This is a genomic window from Cohnella faecalis, from assembly GCF_003570905.1.
Lineage (GTDB): Bacteria > Bacillota > Bacilli > Paenibacillales > Paenibacillaceae > Cohnella > Cohnella faecalis.
This window is the reverse complement of record NZ_QXJM01000049.1, coordinates 98,383-112,732: the sequence shown is the minus strand read 5'-3', so window position 1 is coordinate 112,732 and position 14,350 is coordinate 98,383. Positions and strand designations below refer to the sequence as shown.

General features: G+C 53.2%; 8 protein-coding genes and 2 pseudogenes. All 10 read right to left on the bottom strand.

Translation table 11 applies throughout. The features are described from left to right. Nucleotides 1-292: 292 nt before the first annotated feature. Complete coding sequence (locus D3H35_RS33790) at nucleotides 293-541, bottom strand: hypothetical protein (RefSeq protein WP_267901463.1); 249 nt, start codon at nucleotides 539-541, stop codon at nucleotides 293-295. Then, entirely contained in the window at nucleotides 538-1,212 is a 675-nt protein-coding gene (locus D3H35_RS27430; protein ID WP_267901462.1) for an ABC transporter permease subunit, read from the bottom strand. The genes D3H35_RS33790 and D3H35_RS27430 overlap by 4 nt, the downstream gene beginning before the upstream one ends. Nucleotides 1,213-1,288: 76 nt before the next feature. Further along, nucleotides 1,289-2,739 (bottom strand): annotated as a pseudogene (locus tag D3H35_RS27425) (ABC transporter substrate-binding protein). Nucleotides 2,740-3,148: 409 nt separating this feature from the next. Continuing rightward, nucleotides 3,149-3,907: an S-layer homology domain-containing protein gene (locus tag D3H35_RS27415; RefSeq protein ID WP_147355960.1), complete on the bottom strand. Its 759-nt coding sequence runs from the start codon at nucleotides 3,905-3,907 to the stop codon at nucleotides 3,149-3,151. Beyond that, entirely contained in the window at nucleotides 3,861-4,460 is a 600-nt protein-coding gene (locus tag D3H35_RS27410; protein ID WP_119152297.1) for an InlB B-repeat-containing protein, read from the bottom strand. The genes D3H35_RS27415 and D3H35_RS27410 overlap by 47 nt, the downstream gene beginning before the upstream one ends. A 40-nt stretch (nucleotides 4,461-4,500) precedes the next feature. Beyond that, nucleotides 4,501-6,906, bottom strand: a complete 2,406-nt coding sequence (locus D3H35_RS33785; protein WP_267901461.1) for an endo-beta-N-acetylglucosaminidase — start codon at nucleotides 6,904-6,906, stop codon at nucleotides 4,501-4,503. Continuing rightward, nucleotides 6,830-7,593 (bottom strand): annotated as a pseudogene (locus tag D3H35_RS33100) (endo-beta-N-acetylglucosaminidase). Before D3H35_RS33100 ends, D3H35_RS33785 begins: the two are co-directional and overlap by 77 nt. Then, nucleotides 7,503-7,931 (bottom strand): hypothetical protein, encoded by a 429-nt coding sequence (locus D3H35_RS33095; protein WP_233568192.1) that lies wholly within the window; start codon nucleotides 7,929-7,931, stop codon nucleotides 7,503-7,505. The pseudogene D3H35_RS33100 and the gene D3H35_RS33095 overlap by 91 nt, the downstream one beginning before the upstream one ends. Before the next feature lie 363 nt (nucleotides 7,932-8,294). Beyond that, the gene (locus D3H35_RS27400; RefSeq protein WP_119152296.1) at nucleotides 8,295-8,879 is read right to left on the bottom strand and encodes an S-layer homology domain-containing protein; all 585 of its coding nucleotides are present in this window, start codon (nucleotides 8,877-8,879) and stop codon (nucleotides 8,295-8,297) included. Nucleotides 8,880-8,996: 117 nt separating this feature from the next. Continuing rightward, the gene (locus D3H35_RS27395; RefSeq protein WP_119152295.1) at nucleotides 8,997-14,159 is read right to left on the bottom strand and encodes an endo-beta-N-acetylglucosaminidase; all 5,163 of its coding nucleotides are present in this window, start codon (nucleotides 14,157-14,159) and stop codon (nucleotides 8,997-8,999) included. Nucleotides 14,160-14,350: the final 191 nt, after the last annotated feature.

Sequence of the window (14,350 nt, the reverse complement as noted above, 5' to 3'; positions counted from 1 at the left end):
AACGAATATCGTGACTCCGTAAGAGCGAAGGAGGGAGCCCTCCCGTCTCGAACAAATAGCGGTAAGCCATCCACGCTCCATTGCTTCGGAATAATGCGGTATCCGGGTGGCGAGCGAGTTTTCGTCCGTAAAGGAAATAATGAGGACGAACAGGAACGGAACACGCACACGAATGCGAACAAGGCGGCGACAACGTTCAGCGCGCGTTCCACGCGGGAGTCACCTGTTGAAAATTAGCGTTTTGACTCTTGTATGGGACATAGCCGGCTCTCCTTTCCTTTAGAACAACGCATTATCCTTGTTGATGCGTCTGACTATATAATTGGACACGATCACTAGCGTTTAAGCCGACGAGGATTGATATAATCCGGCCGCGCCGTGCCATCCCGATCTCGCCCGTCGTTTTCAATCCCCGGTAAACGTAAGTATCGATAACGTTGGTCATCGAGTACAGCATGCCGGAATTGCGCGGCACTTGATAGAACAGGCCGAAATCGGCGTAAAAGATTTTGCCTACCGCCAGCAGCGTCATGATCGTCATGACGGGAGCGAGCATCGGCAGCGTAATGTTGCGAACCTGGCTCCACTTGCCGCGCCGTCGATCATCGCGGCTTCGTAGAGCGAGCGGTCGATGCCCATGATAGCGGCCAAGTAGACGACGCTGTTGTAGCCAACCATTTTCCACAAGAAGATGACTACGAGAATGACGAACCAATATCCCGGCTCGGAATACCAATTGATTCTTTCCATGCCAAGCCATTCCAACGTGCGATTGATAAGACCTTTGTCCAAACTCAGAAAGCTGAACACGAAGTACCCGACGATAACCCACGATAGAAAATAAGGCATGAACATCGCCGTCTGATACAGCTTGGAAAGCCTTTTCCCTGCGATTTCGACGAGAACGATGGCCATCGCTACCGATAAGACCAGCCCAAGGACGATAAAAGCCGCATTGTACATAACCGTGTTGCGGGTAATGACGTAAGCGTCCGAAGTGCTGAACAAAAACTTGAAGTTGTCGAACCCTACCCATTTGCTGTTGACGATGCTCGCCCAGAAGCCGCCCGAGTCGTATCGGTACTGCTTGAACGCGATGATCGTTCCCAGCATGGGCAAATACGCGAAAAGCAGAAACCATATCGCACCGGGAAGCACCATCAGGAGCATGGCCCGGTTGCGGTTCAAATCCCTGATCCATCTTTTGAGCACGATTGTCAGCCTCCTCCCGGCCTTTTAGCCGTAATAAAGGAGCGAACGCGCGCATCCGCTCCTTTATTGGAATGATCTATTTGTTCGTTTTTCTCCACTCGTCCAGCTGGCTTTGCGCTTCCGCAATCACTTTGTCCAGTCCGGCAGCCTTGAATTTGTCGATGGCTTTAGGCAGATAAGTATTCGGATCGACGGTTCCCGTCATGAGTGCGGCCCAGAATTCGTCTTTTACGTTCTGGATCGAAGCGAGCTCGGTCGTTACTTTCGACGTATCGAAGTTGAAGCCGAGAGTCGGAGCCGGCTTGCCTGCCGCGTTGAACGCTTTGTACTCGTCCCACTTGTTCGCAGGGTCGCCCGGGTTCAAGTACGTCAACATGATGTTGCCCAGCGAGAAGGTCGGCATGTCGTAGTTTTTTGGACTCGTCCAGGTTTTCCATACGGTTGTCTTCGGTTTTCTTGTAGTGCACGTTCTCGATACCGGAATCAACCATGTTGCGCAGAGTAGCGTCGGTGTAAGCAGGTTCAGGAACTCCATCGCTTTTTCCGGATGCTTGGAGTTGGCCGAGATCGCTTGCATGGAGCCCATAACCGACCAGTTGTAGACGATCGATTCGCTGGCCGGAGTCGAGACAACCGGGTATCCGTAAGCCGTCGACCAGAGGTTGTCCGCGAACGGCGTCGTCGCTGCGCGGTCGAGCAGCCATTTGCCCGATTTTTGCACGTCGTCGAGCGAAGTCGTCGTTGCCGCTTCAGCCGACACGTATCCGGCTTTGTAGTACTTGTGCATCGTTTCGAGCGCTTGTTTCATTTCAGGCGTTTCGAGCACGTCGATGACTTTGTAGTCGCCGGAAGTCAGGCTGACCGCCATCGGCAAGTTCGAGATCAGGTAATCGTAAGGCAGAACCGGCAAGTAGTCCTTGTTCATCGCGAACGGTACGACGCCCGGCTCTTTTTCCTTGATCGTCTTCAGCAGCGGCTCCAGGCTGTCAAGGGATTGCACACCTTTAATGTCCAGACCGTATTTGTCGACGAGCGTCTTGTTGAAGCGCCATACTTCAAGCGCAGGAAGCTCTTTGTTGGCCGGAATGCCGTAGTTGTGTCCATCGACCTTCGAGCCTTCCAGGAAAGCGGGTCAAGCGCTTCTACGATGCCTTTGCCTTCGTTTTTCAACAGATCGTCGATGGCAAGGAATGCGCCTTTGCGAGCGTTCTGAACGTAGTCGAACGCCCAGGAAGAGGTGAACAGAATGTCCATCGGCGTGCCGGAAGCGGTCAGCACTTGCATTTTCTGGCTGTAGTCGCCCCAGTCGATTTGCGTCATTTTGACCGTTACGCCGATTTTCTCTTTGGTGTACTTGCTCACTTCTGCCATCACTTTGTCTACGTCTTTTTGCGGAGTTCCGATTGTGTACCAGATCAGCTCGACAGGCTCTTCCGCCTTTGGCGTCGTTGTGGATTCCGCGCTGCCCGAAGGCGACTCGCTTGCTCCGGCGTTCTTTTTGTCATTGCCGCACGCCGCTAGCACCATCGTCAGTGCGATGAGCAACGTGAGTACAAAGGCGAAGCTTTTTTCTCGTTCGTGTCATTCTAGAACCCTCCCTGGTTGTGGTAGAACTTTCACTGCAGCCCGTGTGGCCTGATTTCAATTTATCTCATGAAAACACTTTCATGTAGTGAACAAACTAGCGATATGATGTTCAAAATAAAGAAAGTGAGGCTGCCGGATCGGAGCGCGGTTCACAAAGAGCTCCGATTCCGACAGCCTCGAAATCCTGTTATTTCAAGTAATTCAGAATGAATTGCGCGGCTTCGGCGCGCGTTGCAAGCCCGTTCGGAGCGATGCGATTCTCTCCGCGCCCTGAACGAATCCAAGCGCGGCAGCCGCTTTGACCCCTTCCAGCGCCCAGGAAGCGATATCGGCTTCGTCCGCGAAATTCTTATTCGTTGCGGACGGAGATACCGTCGGATGCCCGATGCCGTAAGCGCGCATCAGAATCGTCAAAAATTTCTTGACGAGTAATAACGGCGTTCGGTTCGAAACGATCGGCGGATTTCCCGCTCACGAGTCCCGCTTCAACGGCTTTGGCAAGCGAATCCGCATACCACGCGTTCTCCGGAACGTCGCCGAACGCAAGATCCGCCTTGTCCGTCAGCGGCAGGGTGTTCACGATCAGCTTGACGAACTCCGCCCGCGTAATCGAACGGTTCGGCTCGAACGTCGTTTCCGACGTGCCGGCAATAAGATGCTTCGCCGCAATGCGGGTCAGCGTATTCGCCGCCCAGTGAGTGGCGGGAACGTCGGAGAACGTCTTGCGGTATTCGAGCAGCGCGTACTTGCCGGCTTCGTTCAGCTCGGCTTCGATGGCGCCGTTAACAACGGTTCCACCGACATAGATCGGCTCGCCGCTATCGGAAATCTTGTAAATGCCAAGCAGATCGGAATCGTAGGCCGAGCTTACAGGCCAACGTACCTTAACAGGCTGCTCAAAACCGGACGAAGAGCTTGTCTGCCCGTCTTTCGCAATAGCTTGAATGTCGAAATCGATGACTGCGCCTTGCAGAGCAACGCCTGCGCCCGGCTTCACGCCCGCGCCGGACAGAGCCTGCAGCTCGACCTTCACTTGCAGCTTGCCTTCTTGTTGCTGCGAATCAGACAAGCCGTTCTTCAACTGCTCCAGAAGCGCAGGCGTCAGCAAACAGCGTAACGTCTCCGGTATGAAGCTCCAAAAGCTTCCCTTGAAGCAGTTCGCCGGAATTGACCGGCAGCTCGATATCGGTAACACCGGCTTTAACCGTAACCGATACGTTGCCGTTCTCCCCTTGCGGCTTAAACTGATCCGCCGTGACGACCGCCTTGGTGTCCGTCTCCGGCTCTGGAGTCGGCGTTGGCGTCGGTGTAGGCGTAGTAGGCGTAGCGTTCAGCTTCCATACCGCTTTCAACTGCAAATCCGTCGTTATCGGCGTTGCAAAATCGAATGCCGCTCCGTTCAATTGCCATTCTACAAACGTATAGCCTACTTTCGCAGGCGGAGTCGGTGCAGCTGCCGCAGTGCCAGGCTTCACCTTGATCGGAGCAACCGAAGTGCCTCCGTTCGAATCAAAGGTTACCGTAAGCTTGGCAACCGGCTCATCATATTTTACGGCTTGCTCGTAGGTGAAAACAGGATTACCTAGTATTTTGAGCTCATATAGTACAGTTTGAGCTTGTTTACCTTGTGTAATTACAAATTTGAAATATCTCGCGCTCACAGCATCAAAACTTTGCCCGAAATATCGAGAGTATTGCCTGTTACTTCATTACCAAGCGGCAAGAAGTTTTCTCCGTCATTGGAATAAGAAACGTTGAGAGCGGTAGCCGCATACCCCGGTGGAAATCAAAGTTGAATCCGGTTATTTTTTGCGCCCACCCTAAATCTAATACGGCCGTTGCAGGCAGAGTGGTAATCAGTGAATATGACGGCCGATTGGTACCGTCCGTAATGCTGCGCGGACTAGGAATGTTTGTTTTCTCGGCTACGACAGTAGCATATTCAGGCGCCAAGTCGCCATAATCCCCGTCTACCTTAACAACGTCTCCTTCAGCGACCTGTGTTTTAATTTGATCGACAAAGGCTCTTTCGGAAGTTTCCTCGGACAAATCGAGTTGCGAGCCTCGCAAATCAAGCGACTTCAATTGGCCGAAGCCTAGCTTATCCCCGTAGATCAGGCGCTCGACAGTCGTATTGCTGATGTTAATCGCCTGCAAATTGGCATCGCCCGTAACGTCTATTTCCTTCAGATTCGCCAGACCGGCGAACGCTTTGGCATCAATAAAAGTCAAAGCTTCGGAATGACTCAGATCGATCTTCTCGATTGCGGGACTAAAAATATTTTTATACAGGCCTGTCAGCTTGGAATGGCTCAAATCGACGCTTTTCAAGCTGGTCAGCAGTTCCATCCCTTTATAATTCGCGATAGCGAGACCAGACAAGTTAAGCGTTCCGTTGAAAGCGGCGAGCTGCGATTTCGTCGTGCCTATTTGCTCTTGCACGGCATTGAACAGCAACGGATCGGGAAAATCGGTCGACGTGAACGGCTCGTCGTACTGATAGGCGATCGGCTCGGACATGTTGCCCGCGTAATCTTCCAGCACAATCTCGATCGTGCCCTTGCCGGTAGCCGTAATGTCTGGGAAGTTAACCTTGCCGCGAATCACGTAATCGTACGAAGTGCCGTTAACCGTGAATGTTTGGAGCACCCCGTTTTGGCGGATGTACATATGCCACCAATCTTTGGAGGTCGGAGCGTCCAGTTTGATCTGCTTGTTAACGTAAGTAATCGTTCCGTCATAAGCTTTGGACACATTGTCGTGCAGTTGGCCCGTGTAAATGACGGGAGCCGCTCCGCCGACGGAAATCGCCAATTCGTAGCGTTCCCCGTCATGCTCGGCGACGTTGATCGCGGCGCTTTCCGCTCCCGCGGCAGCCGTCTTCGTGTAGCCGGCAGACTGGCTATTGTAAGGCAGGCTCAGCTTCAGCTCAATCGGTCCGGTCGCGCCGGAAGGATTGGTCCATGTTGCGGTTACGCTGCCTTCGGATTCGGTGACGGCGACATTCTTCACTTTGTCGCCGAAGTCGAAGCTCAGCGCGGCCGGATCGCTTTCCGTGCCGTCCGCTCCAACGGCGGTCAGCTTCAAATTCACTTGATCGCCCAGTTCCTTGAGCGATTTCAAGTAGTATACCGAATCGTATATACCGCCGACAAACTTATCGTTCGCATAGAGATGGTATTCCTTGACTTTGCTGTAATCGCTGTTCATATCCCAGGATACGTACAGCTCGCCCGTATCCGCCATCGCTTTATCTACCTTGAAATCGGTTGGTTGGGCCGGCTTTGCCGCAGAGCCGTCCGTCAGCTTGATTTCGCCGACGTTGATTTGATAGTCCGCCACATTATCGGCGCCCTTCGCAAAGGACAGTCCCACGGCCGCAATCGACTGTCCATCCAGATCGGCAAGGCTGATTTCCTTCGTCGCCCAACCGTTCGTGAGCGTATCCGAATCGGGTACGTCGAAATATACCGTATTGGAAGGATCGCTTTTCAGCACGACGCCGACTTTCATCTTGGCGCCGACGCTGTCCTTCGGTTTGTTGAACGTTACGGACAGCTTGGAGCTCGCTTTTACCTGCAGATCGGTTTTGTATAGATGCAGGAAGTTGTCGGCGTCCAGATTGCCGCTTACGACGAGAGAGCTACCTCCCTTATACGCTCCCAACTGCTCGTAGCTTTGCCCCGTCGATTTCGTATAGCCGGGGCCGTAATCGAAGTCCGCCTTCAGCTTGCTCGCGCTCGTCGATTCCATCCACCATTGCCAGGTAGGAAGAATATCCTGCAAGTTGATATTGGACCATTCTTTCGCGTTGGACACTTGACCGTCCAAATAATAGCTCAGCCCGTGGCCGGTATTGAAATTCGTAACGAAATTTCCTCCGTTGACAACCGAGCGTTCCGCAATGTACTGGGCTACTCCATCCCACTTGTCGCCGGATGCAACGCCGATGTCGCTGCGAGTCACTGTCGCATCTCTGCCAGTGCGGCTCGGATCCTCCTTGACGCCCGACCACCACATCCGCTCGCGCTCAAAGGTCATCCATTGATAGTCGTCGTTGGCTGCGGACAGTGTCGGTTCCGCCCAGATCCTCATCCAGGCCGTCATGTACGAACTCGGTGCCAATTTGGGCGATGCCGTTCATCGGCTGACCGTCCGTTCCGATGTTGTTTTGCAGATCGTAATTCTGGTTGAACCGTTCTCCGCCCGCTTCGATACCGGCGAATACGGTTGACAACGGATCGAGACCGAGGCTGATCGCGAGGTCTTTCGATTTCGTCAGCTTGCTCTTGTTCCACCAGTAGTTGAGGAAGATCGAGTCCGATACTTGGCCGTAAGTGTCGTTTTTGACAAACACGCTGTTGGCCGCATTGAACTCGTTCTGATACAAGACCATGCCACTGCCTTTGGTGGCAGAATCATACCACTGGATATAGACGCCTTTGTCTCTCAAATACTTCATGAATTCCTGATACAGCGTAACTTCGGCAACGGAAATCTGCGCCTCTTGGTTAATAAAGTAACCGTCAAAACCGTAATATTCGCTCATCTCCGCCAGCTTGTCCGCGACCGGGAACGTTCCGTCCGCCAGCTTCTCCAGCATCGGCGAATGCGTCTGTCCTTCGCGCGCAGCAGAAAGATAGTGCCCAGGGACAGTACGCCGTTCTTGTGAGCCGCATTCGTATAGCCTGAATTCGGAAGGTTCAACAGCCCGAACTCGAAGTATCTGTACTGCCAGCTTGCGTTGGATCGTACAAGCTTTCCGGCACTTCCGCCGTAGGCATGCCGTGCCATGATCCGTAATAATCGGCGTACTGCCAAAAATTAAACAAATATTGGCTGAATTCGTTCGTATAAGGATAACTGTCGAAAAAAGCGTTGCCGTAATCGCCCGCCAGAACGAACATTTCGGTTTTTGGATTCAGCCCCGTCTTCGCCTGCGTGGCGGCAAACGCTTCGTTGCGATTTTGCAGAGGCACTTGCGCTCTCACCATGTTCCCAAATACGTCGCTCTCCGGAGTCCATTGTTTAATGTCGTAAATCCGGTAGCCGTGCTGATAAGGCTGGTGAGCTCCCTTGGCACTGTCTCCGGTATACGGAAGCGTATCGCCCGCGTAGACGGTTCCCGCCAAGCTCTGGCGATGAGCGCGGAAGCCATCGTCAATGCGATGGCCTTGGAGCCAAGCCTCTTGTGCATGGCCGGCTTTCTCTTCGTTCCATTCATGATGTTGATCCCATCCCCTCTATCTGGTTAGCCTGCAATTGCTCCGGCTGATCTAAAGGTACTCAATGAAAACACTTTCAAATAGTGAACAAACTAGAGATTTAGGGGGACAAACTAAACATAATCCGCCTGAAACAGCTGCTGAAAGAAGAAAAACCTGTCGGCTTTGGGTTTATCCAAGCCTGCCGCAACCGTCGCTAATCCCGCCTACAAAAAGCGCTCCGTCCATAAAAGGGCATGGACGGAGCGCTATTAGGAATGCAAAATCCGCTTATTTCAAATAGTTCAGAATGAATTGGGCCGTCTCGGCTCTGGTAGCCGAATCGTTAGGAGCAAATCGTCCGCCGGAGCGACCGTTCACAAGTCCCAATGCCGATGCAGCTTGCACGCTTTCCCGCGCCCACGGAGCGATTGACGCTTCGTCGTTGAAGGAAACGCCGCCTGTCGAAGGCTCAGTTCCGTTCTGCAGCTTATAAGCGCGCATCAGAATGATAACGAGCTCCTGACGGCTGATCATCGCGTTCGGCTCGAAACGGTCCGCCGAACGTCCGGAGACAAGCCCCGCTTTGACCATTTTGGACAGCGCATCTTCATACCACGCGCCGACCGTTACGTCATTAAAGCTTAATTCTCCTTTGTCCTTCAAGTTCAAGGCGGCGGCCGCGAGCTGCACGAATTCCGCTCTGGTCATCATGCGGTTAGGCTGATACTCGCTTTCCGATACGCCGTTAACCAGATGCTTGGCTGCCAATACGCGAATCGTATTCGCCGCCCAGTGAGTTTGTTGAACGTCGGCAAAATTCACCGAGTATTCAAGCAGAGCGTACACTCCACCTTGCTGGAGATCGGCTTCCATGTATTCCCCGGAGCGCGTTCCGCCCAGATAGGTTAACGATCCGTTCTCCTCGACCTTGTAAATACGAGCAAGTCGGCGTTCACGGCAGAGTCGATCGGCAGCTTCACCTTCACGGAATTATCCGTCCGGAAAGCGGGTAAGATTGGCCTTCGCCGGTAACGATGCTGAGATCGATCGCAACGGCGCTGCCCGCAGGGAGACGTAGGCTCCCGGATTCGCGCCCGACTCGCTCAATGTTTGCGGATTGACCGCATTTTGAATTTTGCTGCCTGTGAGCAGCCCGCCGTCCAAAGAGTCTTTCCATTTTTTCAGAGCTTCCGGCGCAATGTCGATGGTCCATTTGTCCGAGCGAAGCTGCAGCGTATTTGCGCCGAGCAGGTCATCCGCACTAATCGGCAGCTCGATGTCCTTCGCCGCCGGATCGACCGTTACGACGATTTTTCCATTTTCCGCAGGTTTGGTCAGCTCGCTCGCGGAAACAACCGTTTTGGTCGGATCGGTCGGAGGCGTCACCGTCCCCGAGCCTGTGCCCGAATCGACCGGAGGCGTCACTACCGGTACATAGACGACAAGAATATCGCTCTTCGCTTTAGCCAAGTCGGTATAAGCCTGACTGAGCAATTCAGCCTCGGCCGCAATCGTCAGCTTCTTGGCTTCCTTGTATGCGACGCTTGATTTCAAGGACGCAATCGAACTCGCCGTATACTTGGCGTTGCCCGCAAGAGCGTCGATGTCCGTCAGAAGCGTCTGCAATTGAGTCCATTCCGCCGCATTTCCTTTGACCGCCGCAAGCGCAATCTCCTCGCTCGTTGCAGACGCCGTATAGGCTTTACCATGCGCAGTAACCGTATTGGTTACCGTAACTTTGTAGCGCCCTGCGTCGCCTGCCGTTACGTTCGCGAGGCTCAAGCTTGCGCCTGCAGCCCCTTCGATAAGGGCGTTGTCTTTATACCACTGATAGCTCAGCGAGCCCGATCCCGTCGCTTCGACCGTGAAGCTCACGGCATCTCCGATGATGGCCGGGTTCTTGGTTACATCGAAACGCCCGATTGTCGGCTGTTCAACGACGACTCCGACCGGAGCTACCGTTAAGGTCAATTCGCTGCTCGTAAGCGTAGCCGGTACGACTCCATCTTTTCCGGTCAGTACGACACGGAACATTTTGCCGTTATCCTGTTCTTGGGCCGTGAAGCTGTAAACAGCCGAAGTTACGGTCGTACGGTTCCACGCGTCCTCTCCGGCAGCCTTCACTTCCCAAACCATGGAATCCACTGCGCCCGCAGCAGCAGCTTGCAAGCTGACATCGTCGCCTTCGTTAACCGTTTTGGTGGCGTCCAAATCCGTCGCAAACCAGATCGATTTGTCCGGATCTTTGCTCCAGTGCGCTTTCAGCGTCAAGTTGTCCGTTACTGTATCGGTCGCGAAATTCCATTTCTGATCGCCCGCGTACCAGCCGTCCAGCAAATAGCCTGATTTCTCAACGCCGACAGGCTCGCTGATTTTGGAGCCGTATGCCGCGTCGGTAATTTGCGCAGGCGGATTGGAGCCTCCGTCCGTATCAAAAGTTATCGTGTGCAATCCGTTGTAGCCGTCGTATTTGACGCTGCTTGGAAACGGATAAGGCACGTTGGCCCACATTTCCAGCTCCATCAAAACAGTCGGGGTGGTATTTCCTTTTGTAACTGTTAGCTTGAAGTATCTGCCCTTAACCGGCGAAGCGAACGTTTCGCTGAAAGGCGTCAGCGCGTTGCCGACATAAGGGCTGCCGCCGATCGGCGTATACGTTGTGCCGTCCAAGGAAGACTCTATCGTAAAATCTACTGCTCTATATATGCTAGAGTACGCATACATGTTGAACGTTTTCATATCAACCGCTTTGCCAAAATCCATGATGACGTGACCCGGCAAAGTGCTGGTCAGCGAGTACGCCGTACCTGTAGTAGTTATTCCGTCCGTCAGATTGGACAGTTGGTCGAAGCTCGCGCCGGTTAACGTGCTTTGGCGGGCCGCATTCTCGTACCGGATAACCGAAACCGACTTGTCTGGATCGACCTGCTTCTTGATCTGATCAGCGAAAATCCGTGCCGGTTGTCCCGCCGTCATATCAATCGGGGTTCCGGACAAATTCAGCGCGATCAGCTCGGGGAATGCCGTCTTATCCCCGTACACCAGATTTTTCAAGGTCGAATTCGAAACGTCAAGCAATTGCAGCTTGTCGCTTCCGGTAATATTCAGCTGCTGCAAGTCGGTAATGCCGCTGAAGGCTTCGCTAGTAATTTGCAGCAACGCTTTGTTGTTCGACAGATCGACACCTGCAACCTTGGAAGGGAAGCTTGATGCGGTTATCGTCTCCAACTTCGTGTTGGACAGATTGACGCCGGTCATATTGGCAATTAGCTTTAATCCCGTCAAGTCCTTAATATCCCGGTTGGACAGATCGAGCGTCCCGGTTATTTTCGTCAGGTCGCTGGCCACGGTGTATCCTTGCTCGATCAAGCCGTTCAGCAACGCCGTATCGGGAAACATACTGGAGTTGAGAGCCGGATCTCGCACGAATAATGGCTCGGACTTGTTGCCCGCGTAGTCCTCCATAACAAGCGTAACGATGCTTGAAGAGGATGTCGGCGTTACGAACAGGGAGCCTTTGACCGAACGTCCGCGCACAATGTACGGCTTTTTGCCGGACGAATAGGTGGTGTCGAACTGCATAGCCGTCCCGTTCTCGTAGACGTACAAATAGCGCCAGTCTCTTGTGTTCGGCATCGGTAAGCTTAGCGTGTTCCCGTTCCAGGACCAAGCTTCCGCATACGGCTCAATCGTCTTGTCGATAAAATTGCCGCTTTTTGCAACAGGCTGTTTATTGCCTACCGCTATGCTGACAACATAGTCGTCCCCATTGACAGGCATGTCCGCAAACACGGCGGAAGTCGATCCGGCCGGGACCGTTTTGGTCACGGATACCGGCGCGTCCGTCGTAATCCAGTTCAACGATTTCACGCTTACCGTGATCGGGTCGGAGGCCGTCGCCGGATTCGTCCAAGATACGGCAAGCTCCCCGTCAGCCTTGGAATCGACCTGGATATCGGACACGGCGGCGTTCAAGTCGAACGGCAGCGATGCAGCGGCGCCTTCGCGGCCATCCGCGCCTACCGGAACGACTTTGACAACTCCAGATTCGGCAGGCAGCTTTTTAATATAGAACGTTTTGTCATACTTTCCGCCGACGAATACGTTATTGACGTAGACATTATAATTTTTGACCTTGGAATAATCCGTATTCATGTTCCAATGAATGACCATTTCGTTCGTATCGGTGAACGCATGGGTCAAGGCAAGACCCGTCGGAGCGCCCGGAAGAGCCGCAGCGCCGTCGTAAATTCGGATTTGCCCTACATTCATCTGATAGTTCGCAATCACGCCGCCGTTCGGAGCAAAAACAAGACCGAAAGCCGCGATCGTCTTGCCGGCATACGCGCCGAGATTCAGCTCTTTCGTCGTCCAGCCGGCTGTGTTGCTGCCGTCGGCGGCAGCCACTTTAACAACCGTATTCGTATCGTCCGTGAAGATAAGACCGATCGATAGCGAAGAAGCGTCGGCAGCCGAAGGCTTATTGTACGAAATCGACAGCTTGGAAGCCGCCTTGACGTTCAGCTCGGTTTTATACAAACGCAGGAAGTTCTCGGCGTCGAGATTGCCGCTTACGGCAAGCGAGCTTCCTCCGTCGTAGCCTCCGATTTGCTCGTAGTTGAAGGAAGAATCCTTCTTATATTTGGAGCCGTAATCGTAATCGACCGTCAGCCTGCTGCCGGTCGTATCCTGCCACCACTGCCAGGTGACGGGTACATCCTGCAAGCTCATGTTGGACCATTCGTCATCGTTCGAAACCGCGCCGGCTTTGTAGTAAGACAAGCCTTGTCCGGTGTTGAAGTTCGTATAGAAGTTAGAGCTGCCGATGACGGAACGCTCCGTAATGACGGACGAAATTCCCGGCCAGACGTTGGAAGCGGCCGTTTCGCGCGGATTGGCGTTCGGGCTCGACCACCATTGCTGCTCTCTCTTTTTCGTTTCCCACTGATAGTCGTTATTCGCCCGGTCATTCGATGGCCAAGGCTTATCGTCATTGTAGCCGGCATGAACAAAGTCGGCTCCGAGCGTGGCGATGCTCAGAAGCGGCACGCCGTTGGCATCCAGCTTGTTTTTGAGGGCGGTGACGTTGGTCGAGGTAAATCTGTCGCGGCCCGCCTCCAGGCCGGCGAAGCCGACATCGTAGATGGAATAGTTGGTTCCGTAAGTGGAATTCAACTGATTCAGATACGTATTGGCGCTATTAATCTGGGTCGAACCGACGCCGTAATCGAAGAAATAGGAGTCGGAAACCGCCTCGTTCTTGTTCTTGTCATACAAAAGCGAAATATTGTTGTTGTTGAAAGTTCTTGCGAACGTATTGGCGCCGGACGACGTATTCAAGGAGTCATACCATTGTACGTACAGTCCGCCTTTTTTCAGCGTCTTAATAAATTCGATATAGTCCGGAATATCGCTCGTTTGAACGTTGGGGCTTTGTTCCTCCTGATTGATGAAATAGCCGTCGTAACCGAAATACTCGGCCATTTCAATCATTTTCTTCGCGACCGGAAACTCGCCGTTCGCATCCTTGACGATCATTTGCTTGTATGTTTGCTGTCCACGGTCGTTATTCGAGAAGAAGACGCCGGCCAACGACAGCACGCCGTTCTTGTGAGCGGCATCCGTATAAGTAGGGTTCGGGAGGTTCAGCATGCCGAATTCGAACCATTTTTGCTTCCAGTCCGATTGCGCCAAATCATCGTAATATTCAGGCGGCGTATAGGCCGTAGCCGTTCCGTGCCAAGGGGACCAATAGTCTACATATTGCCAAAATCCGAAGTGGTACTGGGCGAATTTGTTCGTGTAAGCTGCATTCTCGATGAACGCATTGCCGTAATCGCCGCTTACGTTGGTCATCTTTACGTTCGGGTTCAGGGCAGGCTTAGCTTGCGTAGCGGCAAGCGGAGCAATCCTCTTCTGCAAAGGAACGAAAGATCGCAGCATCTCCGCATCGCGGTCCGTCTCCGGACTCCAGTCCAGAATATGGCCGCTCGTGTAACCGTGAACGCTCGGTTGGTTCGTCCCATGGGCGCTTTCGCCCTGGAAGGGCCAAGTATCGCCAGCATATACGTGAAGAGGCATCCCGGTAGCCACCAATGTTGCGCTCAATAGCGCCGCAGTGATTTTGGACATCGCTTTTTTCTTCATTTTCATGTGTGAGTCTCCTTGTTGTATGGTTAGATGCTTGTTCTTGCGCTCCTGTACCCCCGGCATCGCAGTCAGTCAGCGTCCTTGTTCGCTGCCCCCTCTCGTCCGTATTCCTCCGGCTGATCTAAAGGTAATCAATGAAAGCACTTTCAACTAGTGAACAAAATAGAGATTTAGGGGGACAAACTAAACATAAT